We start from the raw sequence: 26060 nt of genomic DNA, 5'->3' as shown, positions 1-26060 counted from the left end.
GATGCGCACGCACAAGGAGTAGTGGATGAACGAGCTCTTCCAGCAGTTCGACGTGTGGGGGGCCTTCTGGCTCACCATCAAGCTGGCGGCCTTCTCCCTCGTCGGAGCCATGGTGATCGGGACGATCGTGGCGATCATGCGGGTCTCGCCGGTCGCGATGTTCCGCTTCGTCGGTGCCGCCTACGTCAACATCATCCGCAACACCCCGCTGACCCTGATCCTCACCTTCACGATCTTCGTCATGCTCTACGACCTCGGGATCAACCTGGCCGACGAGACCAGCCCGACCTCCATCGCCGACAACGGTGTGCGCTGGGCCATCGTGGGGCTGGCGGTCTATCACGCGGCCTTCGTCTGCGAGGCCATCCGCAGCGGCATCAACACCGTGCCACCGGGGCAGGCCGAGGCAGCACGGTCCCTGGGGTTGGGCTTCACCCAGAACCTCACGCACGTCGTCCTCCCCCAGGCTCTGCGGGGAGCGATCGCGCCCTTGGCCTCGGTGATCATCGCGCTCATCAAGAACACCACGGTCGCCGCCGCCATCGGCGTGGCCGAGACCGCGGCCCTGATGAACTCGGCGCTCGAGCTGCGTGCGGACCTGAACTACCTGACCTTCGCCCTCGTGGCCGGCTTCTTCCTCCTCGTCACCCTGCCGATCGGTATCGGCCTGACGAGCCTCTCTCGTCGGATGGCGGTCAAGCGATGAGCACGAGCGTCCTCTTCGACAATCCCGGTCCCAAGGCACGGGTGCGCTATCGGATCGTCGCCGGCCTCGGCATCGTGGTGGCGCTGATCATCGCGTGGCTCGTCGTCGGCAAGCTCAATGAGTACCAGGAGTTCTCCGGAGCCAAGTGGTCGCCGATGGCCACGTGGTCGACCTGGCGCTACTACCTGCTCATCGGTCTGTGGAACACCATCAAGGCCGCTGGTCTGTCGGTCCTCGGAGCGAGCATCTTCGGCTTCGTCTTCGGCACCGGACGGCTCTCGCAGAACCGCCTGGTGCGCATCGTCAGCGGCGCTGTCGTGGAGTTCTTCCGCGCGATCCCCGTGCTGATCATGATGATCTTCTTCTTCGGCATCTACGCCTACAACGGCGTCTTCTCCGCCGACATCAACCCGCTCGCCGCCGTCGTCACGGCACTGACCCTCTACAACGGCTCCGTCATGGCCGAGCTGCTGCGCTCGGGTGTGCACTCGTTGCCCTCCGGGCAGCGCGAGGCTGGTTTGTCGGTCGGGCTGTCACCCCGCCAGGTGCTGCGCTCGATCCAGCTCCCCCAGGCCGTGACCGCGATGCTCCCGGCGCTGGTCAGCCAGCTCGTCGTCATCCTCAAGGACACTGCCCTCGGCACCGTCATCACCTACCCGGATCTGCTCCAGCAGGGGCAGAACCTCTCCTCCCTGCACTCCAACGTCTTCGCTGCGCTGGTCGTCGTCGCGTTGATCTACATCACCGTCAACTGGGGACTGACCTCGTTGGCCGGGCTGCTCGAGCGCCGGATCAACCATCGCGGGCGCACCTCCGGCGAGGCCATCCCGACGGCCCCTGTCGCGGCTGGTGCTGAGGACTAGCACCGCGCCAGTCATCAGCGCATGACGAAGGGCGCCGCGCCAAGGAGGGTGCGCGGCGCCCTTCGTCATCGGGTCCTGTGGAGCTCGGTCAGCCGACCTTGTGCAGCCACCGCACGGGGGCGCCGTCACCGGCGTAGCGGAAGGGCTCCAGCTCGGCGTCCCAGGCTTCGCCCAGCAGCTCGCCGAGCATGTCTTCGACAGCCTCGCCAGCACCCTGGGCGAGGGTCATGACCTCGCGCAGGCGGTTTTCGTGCAGGACGACATCACCAGACGCGGAGATGGTGGCGTGGTGGATGCCCAGCGTGGGCGTGTGGCTCCAGCGAGAACCGTCGAGGCCCGGGGTGGGCTCCTCGGTGACCTCGTAGCGCACGTTGTCCCAGCCTCGCAATGCGGAGGCCAGCTTCGCGCCGGTACCGGGCTCGCCGGTCCAAGAAAACTCGGCACGCTTGAGCGACCGGCCGAGCTGCTGCTCAGTCCAGTCAAGGGACACAGCCTGACCCAGTACGGACTCGAGCGCCCACGTGATGTGGGGGCACAGTGCCGTCGGGGTGCTGTGGATGAACACCACACCTCGCGTGCTGACGCGCTTTCCTGCAGACATCTCGATCCTCCTTGAGTGCGATGGACGTCTTCCCCAACGCCAGGCACTGTCTGCGGATCAAGCTGCTGCACGCATGAGACTCGTGGTGTGCTGCTCGAAAAATTTTCGGTTGTGCGGCCATTGTGCCCCATCTACCACAAGAGCACCAGCCCTCACGGTGACCCCGACCGCCTCAGGCGTTTCACTCACAAAGAGGTACTCTCACGCCGACGCCCTCGGGCGCGCGGGGCGGTAGCTCAGTCGGTCAGAGCACCGGACTCATAATCCGTCGGTCCTGGGTTCAAGCCCCAGTCGCCCCACCATGCGCACAACGCGCGCCATGGATGTCTCGACGTCAGCAGAGGCAGCAGCACCTCGCTACAGTCCCCAGATGAGACACGGGCGATGGGCACAGGCGCAGAAGCAGTTGTTCTGGGGTCTCTGCCTGGCCGCGATCGGCATGCTCAGCATCCCCTCTCGGGACGAAGCAGGTGTTCCGGGATTCCTGCTCGGCCTCCTGGCACTGTGCATCGCCGCCCTCGGCGCTCTCATCTGGTGCATACGAGTCGGCCATCGTTGGCTCGGCGAGAGTCAGCCCAACGATGTGCCGGGGTCACCGGACCGATAACTGCACACCTGATGGACGACACGGACGACTCTGGTCATTGTCGGTGGCTGGCTCTACTGTTCTCCCTGTCCGGGCATCACCCGGTACGCCACTCTTCACTTTCCTCCGAGGACACCCATGTTCAAGCGCGCTCTGGCGGTGGCCACCGCCTCCCTGCTCCCCCTCACCCTGCTCGCCGCCCCGTCCGCGCAGGCGGCGCCGTCCTGCAACATCAGCACCCCGAGCAAGGTGGCGATCGTCTCGCCGTACCGCACCGTGACGGGCATCTACAGCTCCGGCTGCCGTGCCTACGCCGAGTACGCGTTCTGGAGCGTCGTCCACCCCACGCAGGGCAGCTTTGACGCGTTCTGGTTCGACCCGGGGATGACCTCCGAGGTCCTCGACTGGTACGACTGGAACCCCGTGGGCGTCTACACGGTCCGCCCGGAGGGTGCCTACGACTTCGACTACGACCGGATGGCCCAGAACACCCGCACGATGACCGTCAAGTACGGCTCGCGGCAGTACATCAGCACCAGCCGCAGCGGCTCGACCGTCACCATCGCGGGCACGACGACCCGCTACTCCCCCCGGGCCGGGAAGTACGCCGCCCTGTCGGGCTACCGGGTGTACCTGCAGTCGCAGGCCTGCTCCACCTGCGCCTGGAAGCCCGTCACCTCTACTACGACCAACAGGTACGGCAAGGTCACCTTCAAGCGCACCTCGTCCTCCGCGCGCTACTGGCGCCTGAAGACGGTCGACAACTCCAACACCTTCGGCCGGACGTCAGCGACCTCCCGCCGCTGACGCATAGCGGTGGTCTCCCCCTTCGTCCTCGGTCGTCGCCTGCAAGGATGGACCCGTCCGACGAAGGGGGATGACGTGCGCCGAGTCCGCGTGCTGGCCACAGCCGCGCTCACCGCTACCCTCCTGACCGGCTGCGTGCGATCGGTCGAGGTGGACCCCACGGGCTCCCCGACCCCGACATCCACCAGCACGTCGACGTCGACCTCCAGCCCCGAGACGATCCCGTCATCGAGTACCACGTCGAGTCCCTCGCTGCACGAGACCGATGTGCCCGGCACCCTGCGCGTGGCGATCTCCTTCGACCAGCCTGGTGTCGGTTTGCGCGAGGACGACACGTACACGGGGCTGGATGCGGACGTCGCGCGGTACATCGCGCGATATCTGGGCGTCCCCCGGATCACCTTTGTCGAGGCCCTGACGGACCAGCGCGAGACCCTGCTGGCCACGGGCCAGGTCGACCTCGTCCTCGCTGCCTACTCGATGACGCCTGAGCGCGCGGAGGACGTGACCTTTGCAGGGCCCTACCTGAGCACCGGGCAGGACCTGCTCGTGCGGACCACCAGCACGATCCGCAAACCGGCACAACTGTCCGGATCCACCGTCTGCAGCGTCCAGGGCTCTCAGTCGACCACCGAGCTCGTCGCCAACTATCCGGGACTGCACCTGACGATGCGTCCGCGCATCTCCGAGTGCGTCGACCTCCTCGAGCAGCGCCAGGTCGACGCCGTCACCTCCGATGCGGCCATCCTGCGGAGCTTCGCGCGCACGTCGGCTTCGCCCGACAAGTGGCGCACGAGTGGCCGACCCTTCACCACCGAGCGCTGGGGCGTCGCCATGCGCCGCGAGGACACGGCCCTGTGCGAGGACGTGCACGATGCCTTGGCCGACATGGTCGAGACCGGCGAGTGGAAGCGCTCCGTCCGCGACAACCTCGGCACCCGCAAGCAGATCGGCAAGCGCACCGCCACGCCGCCCAAGCTGGCGCCGTGCCCTGAGCCGCGGACCCCGAGCACCTCAGGCACCGACGGGCCCTCACCGAGCTCCAGCTGACGAGCCCGAGCTGACGAGCCCCAAACGACGAGAGCCCCTCACCCGCGATGCGGATGAGGGGCTCTGCTGGCTCCCCCGGTTGGACTCGAACCAACAACCCTCCGGTTAACAGCCGAATGCTCTGCCAATTGAGCTACAGGGGATCGCGCCGTAGCGCTGCGCCACCATAGCAAGAAGGTGGCCGGGACACGAAAACGGGGCCGGGACTCAGTGCTCGCGACCGACCAGGTCAGCATGATGCAGCGCTGCGACGTCCGGATGCGCGCGGAGCCGAGCCTTCAGCAGGTTTTCGCCGTAGCGGCTGCCGATGACATTTGCGGCGTCCTGGGTGACCCCGCGGGTGCGTGCGGCAAGCTCCGGCGGCAGGTCGACGGACGGCACCGGGGCGTCCAGCGCAGGGTTGAAGAAAAACGGGATGGACAGCCGCTGGCTGCCTTCCGGCGGAGCAGTGACGCGGTGCTGGGTGGCCCTCAGATAACCGTCGGTCGCGACCTCCATCAGCTCGCCGATGTTGACCACGAAGCAGTCGTCCGTCGGCGGCACGTCGATCCAGCCGTCGTCGGCCTGGACCTGCAACCCGGCCTTGCCCGGCTCGATCAGCAGCAGCGTGAGGATGCCCGGGTCGCTGTGCGCACCGACGCCTTGGGACCGGTCTGCCGTCCCGGGGTAGCGGACGAGCTTGAGCAGGATCGAGGCCGGGGCGAAGGTGGGGACGAAGTGGTCGGCCGGCGCCCCGAGGGCGAGAGCCCACTGCGCCAGCAGCCGGTGACCGAGCACCTCGAGCCGGTCGATCCAGGCCTGCACGACGGTGCGCAGCTCGGGCAGGGCCTGCGGCCACTGGTTGGGGCCGTCGAGGCGCATGTAGGGCGGGTCGACGATGCCGCTCTCCTCGCGCTCGGTGCCGACGTCGATCTGCTCACGATGGTCGACCTGCCCCTGGGTCAGCTCGCCGTCGAGGCGGGTCCAGCCGCGGAAGTGCGGGCTGCGGGTCATCTCGATCGCCCGCTTGTCCTCCTCGGGCAGGACGAAGAAGCGGCGCGCGACGTCGAAGAGCTCCTCGATGACCGCGAGGTCGATGTGGTGGCGCAGGTGGAAGAAGCCCACCTCGTGGGTGGCCGTTCGCAGCGCCTCTCGAAACCGCTCGGCGGCCTCCGGGCCGGCATCGAGGTCGGCCAGGTCGAGTACGGGCAGCGCGTCGCGGGTCATGACCTCACCATAGGAAAGAGAGACCTCGAGGCCGAGGGCCGGTCACCGTGCGGACGTCAGCCCTCGCGCCCGATCTGCTCCGCGAGCCGATCGGCGACGGCCTCGGTCTCGGCGACCAGCTCGGGGTCATCGGGGTCGCAGCCGCGAGCGACGATGGTCTGCGCCAGCACCCGCTCGGTGGCCAGGTCCTTGCGCAGGACGACGCGGGCACGTCGCTGTCGGTCGATCGAGACCTCTTCGACGAGGACGATCGTGGACTGCACACGCTCCTGGAAGTGATCGGGCACGGCGCCCGGCTCGGTGAGCGTCCAGCGCCCCGCCGGCCCGTGGTCGACCCAGGTCACCGACAGCTCGTCCGTCTCGGGGTCCCACCGACCACGATCGACGAGGTGCCAAGGTCGTCCCTGCGCCAGCGCCCCTCCGGGCACGACGAGCCGATGGGTCGTGATGACGACGACCTCTGCGCCGGAGGTCGCCGCGGTGGCCAGCACCCGCTCCCCCGGCTCGATCTCGACGCCCTCGGGCACGGGCACCGCGCGGGCGCGCTGCCACCGACTCCACACCGGACTCATTGCAACTCCGCTCTCAGGGCAGCGCGCTCACGCTCGAGGCCCTGCAGGGTCAGGGACAGCTCGCGCAGCGCGCTCGGGTCCGAGGACGGGTCGGCCGCGAGCCGGCGCATCTGCGACATCGCATCGGAGATGCGCCGCCCGACGGCCACCTCGCGCACCCGCACCAGCAAGGAGCGGGTGTAGTGCGGGGGCGGCGCGCCGGTCGACTGGTCGTGGACGACGGGAAGGGGGGCGACCGACAGCTCGGCGACGAGGGGCGCGACCGCCAGTGGTGTCGCCTCGTCGATCCGCGCGTGCCAGGCGGTCAGGCTGACCCCCTGGTCGATGGGTCCGACCTCCCGGACGGCGTCGAAGACGGCGCGGTGGGCCGGTGCGGCGAAACCCTCCGGCTCCACCGCATCGAGGTCCTCCGGGGAAAACATCGAGGGGTGCTGCAGCATCGACTGCAGCAGCTGCCGCTCGGCCTGCACGATCGGGTCGCGCAGGTCGGGGGCGGGCACACCGGCGGCGGCCTCACCGGCGGTCGGCTCGGGTGTCTCGGGGTTGGCGCGGGAGTCGCCCTGAGCCTCTGCGCGGGCCTGGATCCGCCCGGCTCGGGTCACCGCGTCGCGCATCTGCTCGACCTCGACGCCGACCCAACCAGCGACCGTGCGCACGTACTCGGGACGCAGGGAGGAGTCGCGGATGCTGTTGATGATCGGCGCGACCGCGCCCATCCCCCGCACCCGCCCCTCGGCAGTGTGCAGGTCGAAGCGGGCCAGCGTCGTGCGCACCGCGAACTCGAACATCGGCACCGCGTCGTCGACGAGGTCACGGACGGCGGCGTCCCCCTCGCGCAGCCGTAGGTCGCACGGGTCCATGCCGTCCTTGGCCACCGCGACGAAGCTCTGGCTGGCCCACTTGTCGTCCTGGGCGTACGCCTTCATCGCCGCGCCCTGACCGGCCTTGTCCCCGTCGAAGGTGAAGACGACCTTGGCCGGAGCCAGGTCGGCCTCGTCGCGCACGATGCGGCGGATGACCTTGATGTGGTCCTCGCCGAAGGAGGTGCCGCAGGTCGCGACGGCACCTCCCACCCCGGACAGGTGGGCGGCCATGACATCGGAGTAGCCCTCGACGACGACGACCCGACGGTCGTCACGGATGGACTTCTTGGCCAGGTCGAGCCCGTAGAGGACCGTCGACTTCTTGTAGATCGGCGTCTCGGTGGTGTTGAGGTACTTGGCACCGATCCGGTCGTTGTCGTACAACCGCCGCGCACCGAAGCCGATGGTGTCGCCGGTGATGTCGCGGATCGGCCAGATCAGGCGCCCGCGGAAGCGGTCGTACAGGCCTCGGGAACCACGACCGCAGAGACCACCGATCACCAGCTCCTCGTCGGTGAAACCCTTGCCTCGCAGGTGCCGGGCCAGCTCCTCCCCCGACCGGGGCGCGTAGCCGATGCCGAAGAGCTTCGCCTCGGGAGAGGCGAATCCCCTCTCCCGCAGGAAGTCTCGTCCGATCCGTGCCTCGGGAGTCTCGAGCAGTCGCGAGTGGTAGAACTCAGCCGCCGCGCGGTGGGCCTCGATGAGGCGCGATCGCTTGCCGAGGCCGACCCCGTCACGGGGGCCACCCCCTTCGTCATAGCGCAGCTCCATCCCGAGCTTGCCCGCGAGCCGCTCCACGGACTCGGCGAAGGTCAGGTGGTCCAGCTTTTGGACGAAGGAGATGACGTCGCCGCCCTCACCACAACCGAAGCAGTGGTAGGCGCCCACGGTCTCGCGCACGGTGAAGCTCGGCGTCTTTTCGTCGTGGAAGGGGCACAGCCCCTTCATCGAGCCCACACCAGCGGTGCGCAGGCTCACGTGCTCACGGACGACGTCCGTGATCGAGGAGCGCTCCTTGACCGCCTGCACGTCCTCCGCGCGGATCCGTCCCGCCACTGGTCACCTCGCTCCCACATCGACCGTGACCTGAGTCTAGGTCGCGCCACCGACCGCGTCGTCCTAGCCCTCGGTCACCACGCGCGCCGATCCCGGGGCCGAGGTCGTCCCGTCCCCGGGACCGGGCTCGACCTCGGCCCAGGCCCGCTGCAGCTCGTCGACGGTCCCGTCGCCCTGCGTCTGGACCAGGTCGATGCTGTAGGTGCCTTCGTCGCCGGCAGTCGCGGGGTTGGGATCGGCCGGGGCCCCCTCGACGGGCCCCGCACCCGTGTTGGCCTCGTGCATGGCCTTCATCTCGGCCTCGGTGACCGTGATCTCGACGGTCTCACCGGGCTCCACGGTGATCCCCCAGTTCTGCTCGACCCGCTCCGCGTAGACCGGGTCCGTGATGTCGAGCGTGTAGGTGTAGGTGCCACCCGGCGTGGGGTTGCCCTGCGGGTCCAGATGCTGGTTGTGCTCGACCTGGCTGCCGTCGCTCGCCGACGCGATGCGCACGACCTGCGACGAACCGTCGGGGAGGGTCTCGGTCGTCTGGTTGTGCCGGAAGACCACGCTCTCGGAGTCCGCCGACGCCCCACCGAGCCCGACACCAGCGTTGCGCGTCTCCTCCCAGTCCGCCGTCTCCAGGACCGTCGTCCCGCTCACCGCGCCGTCGCCGCTCTCCTGCGGCCACTCACCCGTCGTGAGGAAGCGGTCGTACGCCGCCTTGCCCTCCGGGGTGGATACGTCGACGACCACCGACTCCATCGCTCCGGCCTCGCTCTGCGAGCCCGCGCCGAGGTCGAGCTTGACCCCCTTTTGGACCCGCAGACCGGCCTCGTTGTCGACCGTCTGGCCATCGCCCCGGGTGATGAGGACCTTGTCGTCCTCGAGGACCTCGATGGACGTCTTGTCGTAGACCACGTTCTCGTACGAGCCGGACATGCCGACATTGCGGCGCCCCAGCGCTCCCTCGGCCCGAGCCTCTGCCGTGGCCTCGACGTCCCAGACCGTGCCGACGGGAGCATCCTCGGGGGCCAGGGGGTTCAGGGCATTGGGGTCCACGGTGCCGGCCGGCACGGAGACCCCCACCGTGGTCGTCACCTTGCCCTCGGCATCGAACTCGAAGAAGGGGCCGCTCTTGGGCATCTTCAGGCCGGTGTCGACGCCGCCACCGACCTCGACCCCGGCGCGCGCCTTCCACTCCTCCTTGCCCACCTCGACCTCGTAGGTGCCCTTGACCCGTGGATCGACATCGATCGGGACCTTGCCCTCCAGGGTCCACTGCCCATCGCGGTACGACAGTCCGCCCATCCCCACCCCCGCGGAGCCTCGTGGGGCATTGGCCGCCTCTCGCGAGCGCCGCTCCGCAGCAGTGGGCGGATCCGCGGCCTCGACCTCGACCCGTCGCCCGGTCATCCCGTCCTGCATCCACCGGCTGACGCCCGGCCCGAGATCGATGGGGCCGGTCGTGCCCTGCCCGGCCGGCACGAAGGTCATTCCGTGAGGTGCTCCCGTCCACAGGGCTGAGCGGCCGCTGCCCCGGCCGCCATCGCGTCCTCGTGCGCCTGCCGCACCTCCACCTCCGGCCCCGCCGGATCCACCGGATGCCTCGTCCTGGGACTCGCTCTGGCGCACCATCTCCTCAGCGACAGCCGCCAAGGACTCTGCGGCGCCCACGAGGTCACCACGCACGCCCTCCCACCGGGCCAGCAGCGCCTGGACGTCTGATCCCTCCCATGCCTGGGCGAGCAGACGCGCACCCGAGGAGCCGGACTGCTCGACCTCGTGGAGCCGGCGGGCCTGCGCCCGCACCTGCGTGGCGATGCCCACGATCCGCTGGGAGTCCATCCCATGTGTCAGTCCCACTGCTGCCCTTCCCTGGCACCTGCGCTTGTCGCGAGCCTAGGCGGGGCCCCCGGGAAGGGCCATGGGGAGGGCTCCCCCTGCGCTCAGGCGCAGTGAGCAGCGTGCAGCGCCAGCGCGCGCACGTCGGTCAGCCCCGCGACCTGATCGACGACGACCCGCAGCCGGGCGGCGTCGTCGCTCGCCGCCGCGAGGTCGTACCTGAGGTCGGCGTCGAGCCGGCCCTCGGGGTCCGCCGCGAACCACCCGGCGAGGTCCGCGACGACCTGTCGCTGGTGGAGGTACTCGTCGTCGCGCTCACCGGAGAACATGACGAAGTGGGCAGCCACCGCCTTGAGCACGGCCACCTCTGCGAGCGAGTCGTCCGGCACGACGAGACGGGCCTCGTAGCGGCCGAGGTCGCCCGTGCCGTGGACAGCCCGCGTCGCCTCCTCGGCAGCGTGGACGAAGCGTCCGATGATCCGCGAGGTCATGTCCTTCAGGCCCGCGAGCGCCGCCCGGGAGCCGTCATAGGCATCGGGCACCGCGCCCGTCGCGAGGATCCGCTCCAACCCCTCGCCCACGGCGTCACGCCCGAGGTCCGCGGCGAAGAAGCGCACGGCCATGTCGAGGACCGCGTCGGTGTCGTGGGCATCGCGCAGCTGTCGCAGGTCCAGCCGCCCGGACGCGATCGCGTCCTCGACGTCGTGCACGGAGTAGGCCACGTCGTCGGACCAGTCCATGACATCGGCCTCGAGGCAGCGGACGAAGCCGCCCGGTCCCCCTTCGCGCATCCAGTCGAAGACCGGAAGGTCATCCTCGTAGGCGCCGAACTTCGGTGTCGGAGAAGGGCCTTGCCCGCGCCGCCACGGGTACTTGGTCGCCGCGTCGAGGCTGGCGCGAGTGAGGTTGAGCCCCGCCGGCCGCCCGTCGGGGTGCACCCGCTTGGGCTCCAGCCGGGTGAGGATGCGCAGCGTCTGCGCGTTGCCCTCGAAGCCACCGATGGCGTCCGCGATCTCGTTGAGCGCGGTCTCCCCGTTGTGGCCGAAGGGGGGATGCCCCAGGTCGTGCGCGAGGCAGGCGACCTCGACGACGTCGGCCCGACAGCCCAGCGCCCCACCGAACTCGCGGCCGATCTGGGCGACCTCGAGGCTGTGGGTCAACCGGTTGCGCACGAAGTCGTCGCTGCCCGGCCCGAGCACCTGCGTCTTGGCCGACAACCGCCGCAGGGCCGCCGAGTGGATGAGGCGCCCGCGGTCTCGTGCGAAGTCGTCCCGGTCGGCACGCTTGTGCACCGGGTCCTCGGAGACCCACCGCTCACGATCGCTCTGGTTGCTCACGCTCGGGAGCCTATGCCCGTTCTCACGAACGGAACCGGACTCCGCTTCGTCGGTGCTGACCGATACGTTCGGGCGCGAGACCGACCTCACGCCCCGGAGGCACCATGTTCCGCAAGATCCTCGTCGCCAACCGAGGCGAGATCGCCATCCGCGCCTTCCGCGCGGCCACCGAGCTCGACGCCACCACCGTCGCCGTCTACCCGGTGGAGGACCGGCTGTCGGAGCACCGGATGAAGGCCGACGAGGCCTATCTCATCGGCGACGAGGGACACCCGGTCCGCGCCTACCTCAATCACGAGGACATCGTGCGCGTGGCCCTCGAGGCCGAGGTCGATGCGATCTACCCCGGCTACGGCTTCCTGTCGGAAAATCCGCAGCTGGCCGAGGAGTGCGCTGCCCACGGCATCACCTTCATCGGCCCGCCGGCCGAGGTCCTTGAGCTCACCGGCAACAAGGCACGGGCCATCGCTGCGGCCAAGGCGGCCGGCCTGCCCACCCTCGGTGGTTCGGAGGCGAGCACCGACCTGGACGTCCTGGAGAAGGCCGCCGACGAGGCGGGCTTCCCGATCTTCGTCAAGGCCGTGAGCGGCGGTGGCGGGCGTGGCATGCGTCGGGTGGCGCGGCGCGAGGACCTGCGCGAGGCCCTCGAGGCCGCCCAACGCGAGGCCGAGTCGGCCTTCGGCGACCCGACCATGTACCTCGAGGAGGCCGTCATCAACCCGCGGCACATCGAGGTCCAGATCATCGGCGACTCCAGCGGTGAGGTCCTGCACCTCTTCGAACGCGACTGCTCCGTGCAGCGCCGCCACCAGAAGGTCGTCGAGATCGCGCCCGCGCCCAATCTCGACCCCGACCTGCGCGAGCGCATGTGCGCCGACGCGGTGAAGTTCGCGCAGTCGATCAACTACGTCAACGCCGGCACCGTCGAGTTCCTCCTCGGCGAGGACGGCCGCTATGTCTTCATCGAGATGAACCCGCGCATCCAGGTGGAGCACACCGTGACCGAGGAGGTCACCGAGCTCGACCTCGTCGTCATGCAGATGCAGATCGCCTCCGGGTCCACGCTCGCCGAGCTCGGCCACCGGCAGGAGGACATCAGCACCCACGGCTTCGCGCTGCAGTGCCGCATCACCACCGAGGACCCGGCCAACGGCTTCCGCCCCGACTCCGGGACGATCTCGGCCTACCGCTCCGCGGGTGGCTCCGGCGTGCGCCTCGACGGCGGCACCACCTTCGTCGGGGCGGAGGTGAGCGCCCACTTCGACTCGATGCTCGTCAAGCTCACCTGCCGTGCCGCGACCTTCCCCCTGGCCGTGCGCCGCGCCCGCCGGGCCCTCGCCGAGTTCCGCGTCCGTGGGGTGGCGACCAACCTCCCCTTCCTCGAGGGCGTCCTCAGCGATCCTGCATTCCAGGCCGGCGAGGTCACCACGAGCTTCATCGACGAGCGCCCCCAGCTGCTCGATGCACCGACGGGCAAGGACCGGGCCACCAAGCTGCTCGCCTACCTCGCGGACGTCACCGTCAACCAGCCGCACGGCCCGCGCACGAGCGACGTGCGGCCGCGCACCAAGCTGCCGCAGCTGCCCGAGGGCGACCGGCCCGAAGGGAGTCGCGACCGGCTCCTGAGGCTCGGCCCGACGGGCTTTGCCACCGACCTGCGTCAGCGCACGGATGTCCCCGTCACGGACACGACCTTCCGCGACGCGCACCAGTCCCTGCTCGCCACCCGGGTGCGCACCCGGGACCTGCTCCACGTGGCCGAGCACGTCTCGCGGCTCACCCCGCAGCTGCTCTCCGTCGAGGCCTGGGGCGGCGCGACCTATGACGTCGCCCTGCGCTTCCTCCACGAGGACCCGTGGGAGCGCCTCGCAGCGCTCCACGAGGCGATGCCCAATGTCGCCCTGCAGATGCTGCTGCGCGGACGCAACACCGTCGGGTACACCCCCTACCCGACGACCGTCACCGACGCCTTCGTCGCCGAGGCCGCCCGCAGCGGCCTGTCGATCTTCCGCATCTTCGACTCGCTCAACGACGTGAGCCAGATGCGCCCGGCCGTCGAGTCGGTGCTCGCGACCGACACCGCTGTCGCCGAGGTGGCGCTCTGCTACACCGGCAACCTGCTCGATCCGGCGGAGAAGCTCTACACCCTCGACTACTACCTGCGTCTCGCGGAGCAGATCGTCGAGACCGGCGCCCACGTCCTGGCCATCAAGGACATGGCGGGGCTGCTGCGTGCACCTGCCGCGACACAACTGGTGCGAGCGCTACGGGATCGATTTGATCTGCCCGTCCACCTGCACACGCACGACACGGCCGGCGGGCAGATCGGGACGCTGATCGCCGCCATCGAGGCCGGGGTCGACGCTGTCGATGCCGCGAGCGCGACGATGGCCGGGACGACCTCGCAGCCGTCGCTGTCCGCGCTCGTCGCCGCCACCGACGGCACCGAGCGACCGACCGGCCTGGACATCGAGCGGGTCTTCGCCCTCGAGCCCTACTGGGAGGGTGTGCGCCGGCTCTACGCTCCCTTCGAGTCCGGGTTGGCCTCCCCCACCGGCCGCGTCTACCGGCACGAGATCCCCGGCGGGCAGCTGTCCAACCTGCGCCAGCAAGCGATCGCACTCGGTCTCGGCGAGCGTTTCGAGGAGGTCGAGGACATGTACGCCGCGGCCAACTCGATGCTCGGCAACATCGTCAAGGTCACACCGAGCAGCAAGGTCGTCGGCGATCTCGCGCTGTCCCTCGTGGGCCTGGGGGCAGACCCGGCGGAGTTCGAGTCCGACCCGGCCCGCTTCGACATCCCGGACTCGGTGATCGGCTTCCTGCGCGGCGACCTCGGCGACCCGCCCGGTGGCTGGCCGGAACCCTTCCGCACCAAGGCCCTCGAGGGTCGGCGCGAGCAGCCCCCGACGGCCGACCTCACGCCCGAGCAGGAGCAGGCGTTGCGGGAGTCACCGCGCGAGACGCTCAACGAGCTGCTCTTCCCCGGACCGACACAGGAGATGCGCACGGCTCGCGCGTCCTTCGGCGACACCTCGGTGCTCGACACCGGGCTCTTCCTCCACGGGCTCGAGCAGGCCGAGGACCACGAGGTCGAGATCGAGCCGGGCAAGACCCTCACGATCGGGCTGAGCTCGGTGAGCGAGCCCGACGAGCTGGGCATGCGCACTGTCATGGGCACCGTCAACGGCCAGCTGCGCCCGGTGCAGGTGCGTGACCGCACGGTCGACGGCGAGGTCGTCGCCGCGGAGAAGGCTGACCCCAACGCTGCCGGTCAGGTCGCTGCGCCCTTCGCCGGGGTCGTCACGCTGCAGGTCGAGGAAGGCACCGAGGTCGAGGCCGGGGACACCGTCGCGACCATCGAGGCGATGAAGATGGAGGCCTCCATCACCACCCCGCAGGCCGGCACCGTCACGCGGCTCGCGATCGGTGCTCGCCAGCAGGTCGAAGGGGGCGACCTGCTCGTCGTCGTGGGGTGAGCGTCAGCCGCCGTCGGCGACGGACTGCTCGGCGGCGGCGATCGTCGCCAGCTGCGCCTCGTCGAGGTCCTGCGAGGCCAGCCAGTTCTCCGGCAGAGCCACGACGCGCGACGACCCGGCGCGGCCGCGCTGCCCCTCGGCGGCATCGCCCGGCCAGGGGCTGCTCAGGTCCATGGTGTCGATGAGCCGGTCGAGGGCGGCGAGCGAGTCGACGAGCGCGAGCTGGTTGCGCACGGTCGAGCCGGCCGGGAATCCCTTGAGGTACCAGGCGATGTGCTTGCGGATGTCGCGGCACGCGCGCAGCTCGTCGCCGTCGTAGAAGTCGGTGAGCAGCTCGGCGTGGCGTCGCAGGGTGTCCGTCACCTCGCCCAGGCTCGGGCGCACTCGCACCTCGGTGCCGGCGAATGCGGCGGCGAGGTCGGCGAAGAGCCACGGACGCCCCAGGCACCCACGCCCGACGACGACACCGTCGCAGCCGGTCTGCTCGACCATGGCCAGAGCCGCCTCGGCCGACCAGATGTCGCCGTTGCCCAGGACCGGCACGGAGGTGATGGTCTCCTTGAGCAGCGTGATGTGTGACCAGTCAGCCGTGCCGGAGTAGGCCTGGCTCGCGGTGCGCGCATGCAGCGCGACGGCCGCGACGCCCTCCTCGACGGCCGAGGTCGCAGCCTCGAGATAGGTGTGGTGCTCCGCGTCGATGCCCACGCGCATCTTGATGGTGACGGGGATGTCCCCCTTCGCCCCCTCGGTGACCGCCGCGGAGACGATCGCGCGGAAGAGGTCCCTCTTCCACGGCAGTGCCGCGCCGCCACCCTTGCGGGTGACCTTGGGGACCGGGCAACCGAAGTTCAGGTCGATGTGGTCGGCCCGCTCCTCGGTGACGAGCATGCGCACGGCCGCGGCGGTCGTCGCCGGGTCGACGCTGTAGAGCTGCACGCTGCGCGGGCTCTCGTCCTCGTCGTGGGCGATCAGCCGCATCGACTCCGGCGTCCGCTCCACCAGCGCGCGGGAGGTCACCATCTCGTTGACGTAGAGGCTGTGGGCGCCGGTCAGGCCGCTCGCCGCCAGCCCCGCATCGCCCGCCTCGCGGCACAGGCGGCGGAAGGCCCGGTTGGTGATCCCTGCCATGGGTGCGAGGACGACCGGTGAGTCGATGACGTGCGGGCCGATGCGCAGGGGAGGCAGCACGCGCTCCCCCGTGGTCGCCGGGGTGGTGGGGGCAAGGGTCTGGGTCGTCATCGCGCCTCCCAGTGTCGCACCGCGAGCGGGAGCAGGGACAATCGCACACGTGGACTCACCATCTCCTCGCGCGCGCCCCGTCCTGCTGTGGGCACTGCTGTGCCTCGCGCTCAGCGTCGCAGCGATCGTCACCGGTGGACTGCGCTACGACGCGCTGCCCGAGCGCTACCCGACGCACTTCGGCTTCTCCGGTGAACCCGATGCCTTCGGGACCAAGTCCTGGGGCACGGTCCTCGGGCCGCTCGTCATCGGGCAGCTGTCCGCTGTGGTCCTCTTCGTGCTGGCCCTCGCCATCCCCGGCAAGGGCGCCGGCATGCGTGCCCCGATCGCGGCCCTCGGCTGTGCCATCGGTGGCGGGGTGAGCCTGATGTGCCTGAGCGGGTACCTCGTCGACGATGCAGTGCCCGCTCCGTGGGTCCTGTGGGCCTTCCTCGTCGTCACCCTCGCCGCGACGGTGTGGTGCGTGATGGTCTCGGTCAGGATGAGCCGTCGGGACCTCGAGGGCGACCCGGACCGGGAGCACTGGCGGCTCGGCGGCCTCGTCTACGTCAACCCGGACGACCCGGATGTCCTCGTCAGCAAGCGCCTGGGGATGGGGACCACGATCAACCTCGGGCGGCCGCTCGGGTGGGCGGTGCTCGCGCTGATCCTCGTGCCCGCGATCGTCGTCGTGGTGATGGTCGTGCTGACCACATGAGCGACTCCTCCCGGACCACCCTCGAAAAATTTGCCTGGCTCTCGATCGCCGCTGCCCTGGCGACCATCGCGCTGAAGACCGGCGCCTGGTACGTCACCGACTCCGTCGGGCTGCTCGCCGACGCCGCCGAGTCGATCGTCAACCTCGTCGCTGCCGTCGCCATGCTCATCGCGCTGCGCGTCGCGGCCCGCGCGGCCGACGACAACCACCACTACGGCCACTCCAAGGCGGAGTTCTTCTCAGCCGCCGTCGAGGGCGGCATGATCTTCGTCGCCGCGAGCTTCATCATCTGGCAGTCGATCACCCGGCTGCTGGACCCCCAGCCGATCGAGCAGGCCGGCATCGGACTGGCGATCTCGGTCGTGGCCTCGATCATCAACGGCGCCGTGGCCTTCGTCCTTCTGCGCGCCGGCCGCAGGCACCGGTCGATCACCCTGCGCGCCGACGGCCACCACCTGCTCACCGACGTGTGGACCTCCGTGGGCGTCCTCGTCGGCGTGCTCCTCGTCGTCGTCACCGGCATCGACCGGCTCGACCCGATCGTCGCCATGCTCGTCGGCCTCAACATCATCTGGACCGGCTGGAAGCTCATCAGCGAGTCCGGCCGCGGCCTCATGGACGAGGCCCTCGAGCCGGAGGTCAACGCGGCGATCGCGGCCGCCCTCGACGCGCGCCGCACCGCCGACATCGACTTCCACGGCCTGCGCACCCGCGGGGCCGGGCACCTGTCCTTCGCCGAGATGCACGTCCTCGTCCCCGGCTCATGGTCCGTGCGTCGTGCGCACGACGTCGTCGAAGACGTCGAGCGCTCGCTGCAGCAGGAGTTCGAGGACCTGGAGATCACCACCCACATCGAGCCGCGCGAGGACCCGCGCTCATACGACGACTTCGGCGACTACGAGGTCCCGATCCGACCCCTGACCGACGACCACGAGGAGACCCCGTGAGTGCCCTGATCACCCCCACCGACCTGCAGGACGAGATCGTCACCAACCCCAAGCTCGTCGTCCTCGACGTGCAGTACACGCTCACCGGCGAGGGCCCCGGTCTGTACGCCGCCGGTCACGTGCCGGGCGCTCCCTTCGTCGACCTCGACGCTGTGCTCGCCGGACCCGCGGGCGAAGGGGGGCGACACCCCCTTCCCGATGTGGAGACGCTGCAGGACGGACTGCGCGCGGCCGGAGTCCAGACCGACTCCGTGGTCGTCGTCTACGACCAGCAGCCCTCCCTCGGGGCCGCTCGCGCCTGGTGGGTGCTGCGCTGGGCGGGCATCGAGGAGGTCCTCGTGCTCGACGGCGGGCTCGCTGCGTGGCGGGCTGCCGGCGGCGAGGTGAGCACCGAGCCGGTCGAGCCGGAGCCGGGCGATGTCGTCCTCGACCCCGACGAGCTCGTCGCACTGGATGCCGATGACGCCGCGGCCACCGCCAAGCTCGGCGTGCTCGTCGACGCCCGCTCCCCCGAGCGCTTCCGCGGGCAGAGCGAGCCGATCGACCCCGTCGCCGGCCACATCCCCGGCGCGGTCAACGTGCCGATGTCCGACCTCGTGACCGAGGACGGGCGGATGCGCCCGGCCAAGGAGCTGCGGACACGCTTCGGGCAGCTGGGCATCGACGAGGTGACCGTCGTCGGGACCTACTGCGGCTCCGGCATCACGGCGGCCCACACCGCGCTGGCGCTGCACGAGGCCGGCGTCGAGGCCGACCTCTATGTCGGCAGCTGGAGCGCCTGGATCACCGACTCCTCGCGGCCGATCGCCACCGGAAGCTGACGCTCCTGCCTAGGGTGGGCGACGTGACCGACACCGCGCCTGCCGTCCCGACCCAGCTCTTCCTGCCGCCCGGCGGGCAGGGGCCCGGCCTCGTGCTGTGCCAGGAGATCTTCGGGGTCACCGACTACATCCGTGACCGAGCTCGCGAGCTCGCCGACCTCGGGTACGTCGTGCTCGTGCCCGAGTCGTACTGGCGCCTCGGCAGCCCGGTCATCAGCGAGGGGATGGACGGGCTCGAGGAGGCGATGGACGCCTCCTCGCGGCTCGACTGGGAGACCACGGTCGCGGACACCGTCGCCGTGACCCGCGCCCTGCGCGAGCGGCCCGAGGTGCGCGGCGGCACGGGGATCATGGGCTTCTGCTTCGGCGGCGGGCTGGCGTGGGCGACCGCGGCCGCCCTCACCGACGCCGGTGACCCACCCGCCGTCCTCGTCGCCTACTACGGCTCGCAGATCCCCTCGTTGCTCGACCTCGCCGACCGGGTCCGGGTGCCGCAGCTGCACCACTGGGGCACCGCCGACCAGTTCATCCCGGCCCAGGGCGTGGCTGCGGTCGAGGCAGCCACGGCTGGACCCGAGACGACCTTCGTGCGGCACGAGGGCGCCGGCCACGCCTTCGACAACCCGAGCCCGGCCTTCCACCACCCGCAGGCATCGCAGGACGCCTGGGCGAGCACGACCACGTGGCTGGCCGAGCACCTGGTCTGAGCCAGCGCCTGGGCGGAGGGAGCGCCCGTGCTGACCGGTCAGGCGGGCAGCGCGGAGGCGAACTCGGCGATGGCCCGGGCCACCGGGGCCGGGTGCGTCATCGGCGCGAAGTGCGTGGCCCCGGCCACGTGGACGATCTCGAGGTCCTGACGCAGGCGACGAGCCCTCCCTTCGCCCACCCGGAACTGGTCGAACTCGCCGTTGATCGCCAGGATCGGGACATCGACCCGGGTGAGCGAGCGCAGGTCCACGCCGTCGATCACGGCATCCCACGCATCAGGGATGGCCGCCAGGCCCGGGCCCCGATCGACCACCGCGGCGGCCGTGCGGGCTCCGATGATCCGGCGCAGCGAGGCGGCGTCGGTCTCCATCAGCGAGGAGGCTCGACGTTCGTCCCCGAGCCCCGCGCGCAGGGCGCTGCCGAAGGCCCGGTAGACGCCCGCGAGCCGCGAGGAGGGTTGGGCGGTCGAGCCCATGAGCACCAGTCCGGCGAGGACGTCGTGGTGGTCGGCGGCCCACTCCATCGCGACGTAGCCGCCCAGACTGTGACCGGCGAGGATCACCCGGTGCCGGTCCGGCTGCAGCGCCTGGACCGCGTCGCCGACCACCTCGAGCGCCCGCGCCATCGTGAAGCCCTCATCGCTGGCGAACCCGTGGCCGGGCAGGTCGACGTGATCGCAGACGATGCGTCCGAGGAGGATCTCCTCGAGCGGGATCCACGCGGCCGCGTTGAGGCGGCTGCCGTGGACGAGCAGCAGCCGGATCGGCTGGCCCGACCCGCTCACCGGGTCAGGACCCGAGGAGCTTGGGCGCGAGGTACGCCTCGACCTGGTCGATCGAGATCCGCTCCTGCGCCATCGAGTCACGCTCGCGGATGGTCACCGCATTGTCCTCGAGGGTGTCGAAGTCGACGGTGATGCAGAAGGGGGTGCCGATCTCGTCCTGGCGGCGGTAGCGCTTGCCGATCGCCTGGGCGTCGTCGAAGTCGACATTCCAGTGCTTGCGCAGCTGGGCGGCCAGGTCACGGGCCTTGGGCGAGAGGTCGGCATTGCGCGACAGGGGCAGCACGGCCGCCTTGACGGGCGCCAGCCGGTGGTCCAGACGCAGGACGGTGCGCTTGTCCACGCCACCCTTGGCGTTGGGGGCCTCGTCCTCGGCGTAGGCATCGACGAGGAAGGTCATGATCGAGCGGGACAGCCCGGCTGCGGGCTCGATGACATAGGGCGTGTAGCGCTCGTCGTTGGCCTGGTCGTAGAACACCAGGTCGGTGCCGGAGTGCTTGCTGTGGCTCAAAAGGTCGAAGTCGGTGCGGTTGGCGATGCCCTCGAGCTCGCCCCACTCGTTGCCGGCGAAGTTGAAGCGGTACTCGATGTCGACGGTGCGCTTGGAGTAGTGGCTCAGCTTGTCCTGAGCGTGCTCGTAGTGGCGCAGGTTGTCGGGGTTGATGCCCAGGTCGGTGTACCAGCGGGTGCGCTCGTCGATCCAGTACTGGTGCCAGTCCTCGTCCTCGCCCGGCTTGACGAAGAACTCCATCTCCATCTGTTCGAACTCGCGGGTACGGAAGATGAAGTTGCCCGGCGTGATCTCGTTGCGGAAGGACTTGCCGGTCTGCGCGATGCCGAAGGGCGGCTTCTTGCGCGAGGTCTGCAGCACGTTGTTGAAGTTGGTGAAGATGCCCTGGGCGGTCTCCGGGCGCAGGTAGTGCAGCCCGGACTCGTCCTCGATGACCCCGAGGTGGGTCTTGAGCATCATGTTGAACTCGCGGGCCTCGGTCCACTGGCCGCGGGTGCCGCAGTCGGGGCAGACGATCTCGCTGAGGGGGACGGAGTCGGGGTCGATCTCCTGCCCCTTCTTCGCCGCCTTGTCGGCCACGGCCTCCTGCAGGTGGTCCTGACGGTGGCGCTTGTGGCAGTTGAGGCACTCGGTGAGCGGGTCGGTGAAGGTCCCGACGTGCCCCGAGGCGACCCAGGTCTCGCGCGGCAGGATGATCGAGGAGTCCAGACCGACGACGTCGTCGCGGCCGGTGACCATCGACTTCCACCACTGGCGCTTGATGTTTTCCTTCAGCTCCACGCCGAGCGGTCCGTAGTCCCAGGCGGACTTGGTCCCGCCATAGATCTCGCCGCAGGGGAAGACGAAGCCTCTGCGCTTGCACAGGTTGACGACGGTGTCCACGGTGGAGGTCTGCTTGGCCATGTGGGAGAGGTTATCCGGGACGGCGTCAGACGGCCGCATCGGGCCGCTTACCCTGATGGGGTGCCCAGCAGCCCCACGCCCCGTCCCGAGCCCGTCGCGACCAATGCCTTCGAGCGCGCCAGCCTGCCGCTGACCCGGTTCATCGCGCAGCTGCCGCCGCTCGTGCCGATCGTCACCGTCTTCCTGCTCGTCGTCATCGGCGCCTTCCTCGGCCCTTGGGGGGCGATCCCGCTCGGGCTGGTCGTCCTCTTCCTGCTGTGGATGCTGGCCCTCAGCTGGCCGCGCCTGACGACGAGCGAGGTGCTCATGCGCGCCGCCGTGATCGTGCTCGTCCTGGGCCTGGCGGCGATCAGGCTCTTCCCGCGCTGACTCGAGTTGACAACGATTCTCATCAGACGTGAGAATCGTTCTCATGAGGATCACCCGCATCGTCCTGGCCGCCTCGGCCGCCGCGCTCGCCCTCGCCGGCTGCGGCGCCGCCGACGAGGGCGCCGCTGATGGACGCCTGACGATCGCGACGAGCTTCTACCCCCTCCAGTACGCGACACAGCAGGTGGGCGGCGACCACGTCGACGTCAGCAACCTCACTCAGCCGGGCGCCGAGCCGCATGATCTGGAACTGACCCCCAAGCAGGTCCTCCAGACCACCAAGGCCGACGCGCTCGTCTACCTCAGCGGCTTCCAGCCCTCCGTCGATGACGCTGCCAAGGAGGCCGACGACACCGCCTTCGACGTCTCCCCCTTCGCCCGTCTCGACCTGGAGCCGGCCGAGGACGAGCACGACCACGGCGACGAGGCGGGCGACCACGAGGGCCACGACCACGGCAGTGTCGACCCGCACTTCTGGCTCGACCCGACGCGGTACGCCGATGTCGTCGACGCCATCGCCGACCACCTCGCCACGATCGACCCGAGCAATGCTGGCGACTACCGGTCCAACGCCAAGGCACTCACGACTGACCTTGGTAGCCTGGACAGCGACCTCACGACAGGCCTGCGCGACTGCACGAGCACCGATCTGGTCACCGGGCACACCGCCTTCGGCTACTTCGCCGACCGATACGGCTTCCACCAGGAGTCGGTGAGCGGCCTCTCCCCCGGCGCCGAGCCGAGCCCGACGGCACTCGCGGACCTGATCGCCCACATCAAGGAGCACAAGATCACCACCGTCTACGCCGAGACGCTCGTGCCCGCCGACGTCGCCGAGACCATAGCGCGTGACGGCGGGGCCAAGGTCGCCGTCCTCGATCCCATCGAGGGCCTGACCGACGCATCCGCCGGGTCGGACTATCTCGAGGTCATGCGCAGCAACCTGGCGACCGTGCGCACCGGACAGGGATGCGCGTGAGCGACCAACCCGTCATCGAGCTGACCGGCGCGGCCTTCGGCTACGGCGACCGCACCATCGTGCACGGCCTCGACCTCACCGTCCACCGCGGTGAGGTCATCGCCGTGCTCGGCCCCAACGGCGCTGGCAAGTCCACCCTCGTCAAGGGCCTGCTGGGCCTGGCCGAGCGGCACGCCGGGAGCGCCCGCGTGCTCGGGCATGACGTGGGCAGCGCAGAGGCACGCACCGGGATCGGCTATGTCCCCCAACGGCACACCCTCGCCTCGGCCGTACGCGCCACCGCCGCCGAGATCGTCACGATGGGACGCACCGTGCGCACGCCGTGGTGGGCCCCGTGGCGCGTCCGCTCCGCCACCGACCGGGCGCTCGTGCAGGAGTCCCTCGCGGTCGTCGGGCTGGGCGACCTGTCGTCACACGATGTCGCGACCCTGTCCGGCGGGCAGCAGCGCCGTGTCCTCATCGCCCGCGCCCTGGCCAGCCGGCCCGATGTCTTCCTCATGGACGAGCCGACCGCCGGTGTCGACCGTGGTCACCAGCAGGTGCTCGTCGCGGTCATGCGCCGGCTCGTCGAGCGTGGCGCGACCCTGGTCGTCGTCACGCACGAGCTCGACGCCCTGGCCGAGATCGTCACGCGGGCGATCGTCGTGCGCGCCGGCAGCATCAGCCATGACGGACCGCCAACCCATCTCGCCCCCGGCGACGATGCCCACGCCCACCACGACGACGAGGAGGACCCGCCCCCTTCGCCCGTCCCGACCACGATCCTCACGCCGAAGGGAGGACTCCGGTGATCGACATCCTCAGCCTGGAGTTCATGCGCAATGCCCTCCTCGCGGCACTGCTCGTCGGCGCATCGGCTCCCCTCGTCGGCGTCTTCCTCGTCCAGCGCGGCATGTCCCTCATCGGCGACGGCATGGGGCACGTGGCGCTCGCCGGTGTCGGCATCGGCCTGCTGACGAGCACGAGCCCGGTCCTGACCGCCCTCGTCGTCGTCGTGCTCGCAGCCGTCGCCATCGAGCTGCTGCGCCACCTCGGGCGGACCGGGGGCGACCTCGCCCTCGCCGTGATGTTCTACGGCGGCCTGGCCGCGGGCGTCGTGATCATCGCCAAGGCCCCCTCCGGGTCGGCGACCAACCTGCAGGGCTACCTCTTCGGCGCGCTCACCACGGTCTCGCGCGGCGACCTCGTCCAGTTCGCGGTCCTCGCGGCCGTCGTCCTGGTCACCGTCCTCGTGCTGCGCGATCGCCTCTTCGCCGTCGCCCAGGACGAGGAGTACGCCCGCGCCTCGGGCCTGCCCGTGCTCGCGACCAACATCCTGCTCGCCGTGCTCACCGGCGTCACGGTCGTCATCTCGATGCGGGTCATCGGTCTGCTGCTCATCAGCGCGCTGATGATCTTGCCCAATGCCACCGGCCAGTACCTCGGCCGGTCCTTCCGCGGGAGCCTGCTGTGGGCGGTGCTCGTCGGCACCCTGACCAGCGTCGGAGGAGTCGTCACGAGCTTTTACGCCGACACCCCGTCCGGCGCGACGATCGTGCTGCTGGCCATCGCCGTCTTCGTCCTCTCCGCCACGCTCGTCACCGCAGGGGCGGCGGTGCGGCGGGGCCGCCACCGCACCGCAGAGGTCCACGAGCACGTGCACTGGGAGGACTGCGGGCACGAGGTGGTCCTGCACGGTGACCACGTCGACTTCCTCCATGACGGTCACCGCCACGCCCGCCACGGGGACCACTGGGACGAGCACGACCCTGACCACACCGACACCGACACCGAGCTCGAGGGGAGCCACCGATGACCAACACCCCCACCCGTCGGCCCACGCGGCAGCGCACCGCGATCGAGGCCGATGTCGACCGCTACGACGAGTTCCGCTCGGCCCAGGAGATCCACGCCAGCCTGGCCTCCGGCGGCGACAAGATCGGCTTGGCGACGGTCTACCGGACCCTGCAGGCGATGGTCGACGAGGACGCTCTGGACGCCCTGCGCACCGACGACGGCGAGCAGGTCTACCGCCGGTGCAGCACCGGGCACCACCACCACCTCGTGTGCCGTGACTGCGGACGCACCGAGGAGATCGAGGGTCCGGCGGTCGAGCGCTGGGCCGAGCGGGTCAGCGCCGAGCACGGCTTCACCGATGTCGCGCACACCCTCGAGCTCTTCGGTCGGTGCGCGGGCTGTGCCTCCCGGCCGCCGTCCTAGAGCTGGAGCTCCCTGACGGTCCTGGTGATGCGCTCGCCGTCCTTCGCGAGGAACATGATCGACCCGTACTCCAAGGGCACCCAGCCGTCGCCCTCCTCGCTGAGCGGCTCGGACGCGAAGATGGCCGCCGTGGCATCCTCCTCGGTGCACTCCTCGAAGCCGTAGTTCGCCTCGTCGTGCTGGAAGTTGCGGCCCAACAACAGGTACATCGGCTCCAGGAGCATGGAGAGCGAGAAGTCATCGGTGCCCGGGCCGGCCGTGCGCAGCTCCTGCCAGTCCCCTGCCGGGTCGACCTCGCCCTGGTGCCCGAGCCCCCAGTTGATCCCGACGACCCGGTCCTGCGAGACCAAGGCCATCTTCAGCTTGGTCAGTCCCGGTAGGTCAAGATCCTTCATCGCCTTGGCGATGAGCCGCAGCAGCTCCTCGACCGCACGCTGGACGTCGTCGTCACTGTCACCCTCGAGCAGGGACAGCAGGAGTGCGTAGATGAACTCCGTGTCGGTCGTGCCGAGCATCTGCGTCAGGTACTCGTCCTTGCAGTGCTGCAACAGCTCCCGCTGCAGGACCTGCCAGCCTGGCAGGTAGCCGTTCTGCGCCACGATCCAGGGAGTCCCCTCGAAACAGAAGGGGTGGCAGTTCTCGTCGGCCATGACGACCTTGGCGTCGTAGGCGGCGGCTCGCACGTGCGCCAGCATGGTGCTGGCCTGGAGGCTGGGGAGCATGCGAGTGGCGTTGTCGTCGTAGAAGGCGGCCATCGGCCGGCGGTAGATGAAGGGCTCCTCCGGCTTGAGCAGGTGCTCGCTCCACGCGCCGAACCCCCACCCCGCCAGCTGCAGCTCTGGGTGACGCTCAGGATCGAGGGCCTGGTTGATCAGGCTGTTCCCCGGCTTGAGCAGGAGGTTCTCCAACGAGATCTCCGGACCGATGTAGGCAAGAACTCGGCACATACGTCT

Annotated in this window: 24 protein-coding genes and 2 tRNA genes; 15 read left to right on the top strand and 11 right to left on the bottom strand. The window is 69.9% G+C overall.

The features are described 5' to 3' along the window. Window positions 1-25 precede the first annotated feature (25 nt). Window positions 26-706 (top strand): amino acid ABC transporter permease, encoded by a 681-nt coding sequence (locus JLI01S_RS02335; protein ID WP_068259326.1) that lies wholly within the window; start codon window positions 26-28, stop codon window positions 704-706. Beyond that, the gene (locus JLI01S_RS02330) at window positions 703-1569 is read left to right on the top strand and encodes an amino acid ABC transporter permease (protein ID WP_068259321.1); all 867 of its coding nucleotides are present in this window, start codon (window positions 703-705) and stop codon (window positions 1567-1569) included. Before JLI01S_RS02335 ends, JLI01S_RS02330 begins: the two co-directional genes overlap by 4 nt. 88 nt (window positions 1570-1657) lie before the next feature. Here the strand turns inward: JLI01S_RS02330 and JLI01S_RS02325 are convergent, their stop codons facing one another. Next, window positions 1658-2170, bottom strand: coding sequence for a DUF3145 domain-containing protein (locus tag JLI01S_RS02325; RefSeq protein ID WP_068259318.1), 513 nt, complete (start codon window positions 2168-2170; stop codon window positions 1658-1660). A gap of 225 nt (window positions 2171-2395) precedes the next feature. On the opposite strand from JLI01S_RS02325, the gene JLI01S_RS02320 reads away from it, so the two are divergent. The 3 genes from JLI01S_RS02320 to JLI01S_RS02310 all read left to right on the top strand — a co-directional run bounded on the left by JLI01S_RS02320 (window position 2396) and on the right by JLI01S_RS02310 (window position 4613). Beyond that, window positions 2396-2472, top strand: a tRNA-Ile gene (locus tag JLI01S_RS02320). Window positions 2473-2894: 422 nt separating this feature from the next. Continuing rightward, window positions 2895-3563, top strand: coding sequence for a hypothetical protein (locus JLI01S_RS02315; RefSeq protein WP_068259315.1), 669 nt, complete (start codon window positions 2895-2897; stop codon window positions 3561-3563). A gap of 75 nt (window positions 3564-3638) precedes the next feature. Then, window positions 3639-4613 carry a glutamate ABC transporter substrate-binding protein gene (locus JLI01S_RS02310; RefSeq protein ID WP_157074789.1) on the top strand — a complete coding sequence of 325 codons (975 nt, stop codon included), beginning with the start codon at window positions 3639-3641 and terminating at the stop codon, window positions 4611-4613. A 67-nt stretch (window positions 4614-4680) separates the two neighbouring features. Here the strand turns inward: JLI01S_RS02310 and JLI01S_RS02305 are convergent. The 6 genes from JLI01S_RS02305 to JLI01S_RS02280 form a co-directional block, all read right to left on the bottom strand. After that, a tRNA-Asn gene (locus JLI01S_RS02305) sits at window positions 4681-4756 on the bottom strand. A 64-nt stretch (window positions 4757-4820) separates the two neighbouring features. After that, entirely contained in the window at window positions 4821-5819 is a 999-nt protein-coding gene (locus tag JLI01S_RS02300; protein WP_068259309.1) for an isopenicillin N synthase family dioxygenase, read from the bottom strand. Window positions 5820-5875: 56 nt separating this feature from the next. Beyond that, the gene (locus JLI01S_RS02295) at window positions 5876-6391 is read right to left on the bottom strand and encodes a hypothetical protein (RefSeq protein WP_157074788.1); all 516 of its coding nucleotides are present in this window, start codon (window positions 6389-6391) and stop codon (window positions 5876-5878) included. Further along, window positions 6388-8310: a DNA primase gene (gene dnaG / locus JLI01S_RS02290; protein ID WP_068259303.1), complete on the bottom strand. Its 1923-nt coding sequence runs from the start codon at window positions 8308-8310 to the stop codon at window positions 6388-6390. Before dnaG ends, JLI01S_RS02295 begins: the two co-directional genes overlap by 4 nt. 63 nt (window positions 8311-8373) lie before the next feature. Next, entirely contained in the window at window positions 8374-10158 is a 1785-nt protein-coding gene (locus JLI01S_RS02285) for a hypothetical protein (RefSeq protein ID WP_157074787.1), read from the bottom strand. Between the two features lie 83 nt (window positions 10159-10241). Further along, on the bottom strand, window positions 10242-11474 hold the full coding sequence (locus JLI01S_RS02280; protein ID WP_068259296.1) for a deoxyguanosinetriphosphate triphosphohydrolase: 1233 nt from the start codon (window positions 11472-11474) through the stop codon (window positions 10242-10244). A 104-nt stretch (window positions 11475-11578) separates the two neighbouring features. Between JLI01S_RS02280 and JLI01S_RS02275 the strand changes: the two genes are divergently transcribed. Further along, window positions 11579-14953: a pyruvate carboxylase gene (locus JLI01S_RS02275; protein WP_068259293.1), complete on the top strand. Its 3375-nt coding sequence runs from the start codon at window positions 11579-11581 to the stop codon at window positions 14951-14953. Window positions 14954-14956: 3 nt separating this feature from the next. Here JLI01S_RS02275 and dusB read toward each other — a convergent pair whose 3' ends face one another. Then, entirely contained in the window at window positions 14957-16192 is a 1236-nt protein-coding gene (gene dusB, locus JLI01S_RS02270; protein WP_068259290.1) for a tRNA dihydrouridine synthase DusB, read from the bottom strand. A gap of 49 nt (window positions 16193-16241) precedes the next feature. Here dusB and JLI01S_RS02265 point away from each other — a divergent pair, with 49 nt between their 5' ends. The 4 genes from JLI01S_RS02265 to JLI01S_RS02250 are packed head-to-tail and all read left to right on the top strand — an operon-like array spanning window position 16242 to window position 19364. Then, window positions 16242-16889 (top strand): DUF1648 domain-containing protein, encoded by a 648-nt coding sequence (locus tag JLI01S_RS02265; RefSeq protein WP_068259286.1) that lies wholly within the window; start codon window positions 16242-16244, stop codon window positions 16887-16889. Beyond that, a complete protein-coding gene (locus JLI01S_RS02260) occupies window positions 16886-17836 on the top strand; it encodes a cation diffusion facilitator family transporter (protein ID WP_068259283.1) in 951 nt (316 codons plus the stop codon). The genes JLI01S_RS02265 and JLI01S_RS02260 overlap by 4 nt, the downstream gene beginning before the upstream one ends. Next, complete coding sequence (locus JLI01S_RS02255) at window positions 17833-18657, top strand: sulfurtransferase (RefSeq protein WP_068259279.1); 825 nt, start codon at window positions 17833-17835, stop codon at window positions 18655-18657. The genes JLI01S_RS02260 and JLI01S_RS02255 overlap by 4 nt, the downstream gene beginning before the upstream one ends. A gap of 23 nt (window positions 18658-18680) precedes the next feature. Then, window positions 18681-19364, top strand: a complete 684-nt coding sequence (locus JLI01S_RS02250; protein ID WP_157074785.1) for a dienelactone hydrolase family protein — start codon at window positions 18681-18683, stop codon at window positions 19362-19364. A 38-nt stretch (window positions 19365-19402) separates the two neighbouring features. Here JLI01S_RS02250 and JLI01S_RS02245 read toward each other — a convergent pair whose 3' ends face one another. Both JLI01S_RS02245 and JLI01S_RS02240 read right to left on the bottom strand, forming a co-directional pair. Beyond that, complete coding sequence (locus JLI01S_RS02245) at window positions 19403-20149, bottom strand: alpha/beta fold hydrolase (protein WP_068259270.1); 747 nt, start codon at window positions 20147-20149, stop codon at window positions 19403-19405. 4 nt (window positions 20150-20153) lie between these two features. Next, entirely contained in the window at window positions 20154-21560 is a 1407-nt protein-coding gene (locus JLI01S_RS02240; RefSeq protein ID WP_068259268.1) for a glycine--tRNA ligase, read from the bottom strand. Window positions 21561-21620: 60 nt separating this feature from the next. Between JLI01S_RS02240 and JLI01S_RS02235 the strand changes: the two genes are divergently transcribed. The 5 genes from JLI01S_RS02235 to JLI01S_RS02215 are packed head-to-tail and all read left to right on the top strand — an operon-like array spanning window position 21621 to window position 25107. Next, window positions 21621-21929: a DUF6703 family protein gene (locus tag JLI01S_RS02235; RefSeq protein WP_068259265.1), complete on the top strand. Its 309-nt coding sequence runs from the start codon at window positions 21621-21623 to the stop codon at window positions 21927-21929. A 43-nt stretch (window positions 21930-21972) separates the two neighbouring features. Continuing rightward, window positions 21973-22908 (top strand): metal ABC transporter substrate-binding protein, encoded by a 936-nt coding sequence (locus JLI01S_RS02230; RefSeq protein ID WP_068259262.1) that lies wholly within the window; start codon window positions 21973-21975, stop codon window positions 22906-22908. Continuing rightward, complete coding sequence (locus tag JLI01S_RS02225; RefSeq protein WP_068259259.1) at window positions 22899-23699, top strand: metal ABC transporter ATP-binding protein; 801 nt, start codon at window positions 22899-22901, stop codon at window positions 23697-23699. The genes JLI01S_RS02230 and JLI01S_RS02225 overlap by 10 nt, the downstream gene beginning before the upstream one ends. Continuing rightward, window positions 23696-24703 carry a metal ABC transporter permease gene (locus JLI01S_RS02220; protein ID WP_068259256.1) on the top strand — a complete coding sequence of 336 codons (1008 nt, stop codon included), beginning with the start codon at window positions 23696-23698 and terminating at the stop codon, window positions 24701-24703. The genes JLI01S_RS02225 and JLI01S_RS02220 overlap by 4 nt, the downstream gene beginning before the upstream one ends. Then, the gene (locus tag JLI01S_RS02215) at window positions 24700-25107 is read left to right on the top strand and encodes a Fur family transcriptional regulator (protein WP_068259253.1); all 408 of its coding nucleotides are present in this window, start codon (window positions 24700-24702) and stop codon (window positions 25105-25107) included. Before JLI01S_RS02220 ends, JLI01S_RS02215 begins: the two co-directional genes overlap by 4 nt. Here the strand turns inward: JLI01S_RS02215 and JLI01S_RS02210 are convergent. After that, window positions 25104-26054 carry a class II glutamine amidotransferase gene (locus tag JLI01S_RS02210; protein WP_068259250.1) on the bottom strand — a complete coding sequence of 317 codons (951 nt, stop codon included), beginning with the start codon at window positions 26052-26054 and terminating at the stop codon, window positions 25104-25106. The genes JLI01S_RS02215 and JLI01S_RS02210 overlap by 4 nt on opposite strands. Window positions 26055-26060: the final 6 nt, after the last annotated feature.

Source organism: Janibacter limosus NBRC 16128, assembly GCF_001570985.1.
GTDB classification, from domain to species: domain Bacteria; phylum Actinomycetota; class Actinomycetes; order Actinomycetales; family Dermatophilaceae; genus Janibacter; species Janibacter limosus.
This window is presented reverse-complemented; position numbering and strand designations above follow the sequence as displayed.

Coding starts and splice junctions, on each gene's coding strand:
- JLI01S_RS02335 (WP_068259326.1), top strand. CDS start 26: ATGAACGAGCTCTTCCAGCAGTTCGACGTGTGGGGGGCCTTCTGGCTC.
- JLI01S_RS02330 (WP_068259321.1), top strand. CDS start 703: ATGAGCACGAGCGTCCTCTTCGACAATCCCGGTCCCAAGGCACGGGTG.
- JLI01S_RS02325 (WP_068259318.1), bottom strand. CDS start 2,170: ATGTCTGCAGGAAAGCGCGTCAGCACGCGAGGTGTGGTGTTCATCCAC.
- JLI01S_RS02315 (WP_068259315.1), top strand. CDS start 2,895: ATGTTCAAGCGCGCTCTGGCGGTGGCCACCGCCTCCCTGCTCCCCCTC.
- JLI01S_RS02300 (WP_068259309.1), bottom strand. CDS start 5,819: ATGACCCGCGACGCGCTGCCCGTACTCGACCTGGCCGACCTCGATGCC.
- JLI01S_RS02295 (WP_157074788.1), bottom strand. CDS start 6,391: ATGAGTCCGGTGTGGAGTCGGTGGCAGCGCGCCCGCGCGGTGCCCGTG.
- JLI01S_RS02275 (WP_068259293.1), top strand. CDS start 11,579: ATGTTCCGCAAGATCCTCGTCGCCAACCGAGGCGAGATCGCCATCCGC.
- dusB (WP_068259290.1), bottom strand. CDS start 16,192: ATGACGACCCAGACCCTTGCCCCCACCACCCCGGCGACCACGGGGGAG.
- JLI01S_RS02260 (WP_068259283.1), top strand. CDS start 16,886: ATGAGCGACTCCTCCCGGACCACCCTCGAAAAATTTGCCTGGCTCTCG.
- JLI01S_RS02240 (WP_068259268.1), bottom strand. CDS start 21,560: ATGGCCAAGCAGACCTCCACCGTGGACACCGTCGTCAACCTGTGCAAG.
- JLI01S_RS02230 (WP_068259262.1), top strand. CDS start 21,973: ATGAGGATCACCCGCATCGTCCTGGCCGCCTCGGCCGCCGCGCTCGCC.
- JLI01S_RS02225 (WP_068259259.1), top strand. CDS start 22,899: ATGCGCGTGAGCGACCAACCCGTCATCGAGCTGACCGGCGCGGCCTTC.
- JLI01S_RS02215 (WP_068259253.1), top strand. CDS start 24,700: ATGACCAACACCCCCACCCGTCGGCCCACGCGGCAGCGCACCGCGATC.
- JLI01S_RS02210 (WP_068259250.1), bottom strand. CDS start 26,054: ATGTGCCGAGTTCTTGCCTACATCGGTCCGGAGATCTCGTTGGAGAAC.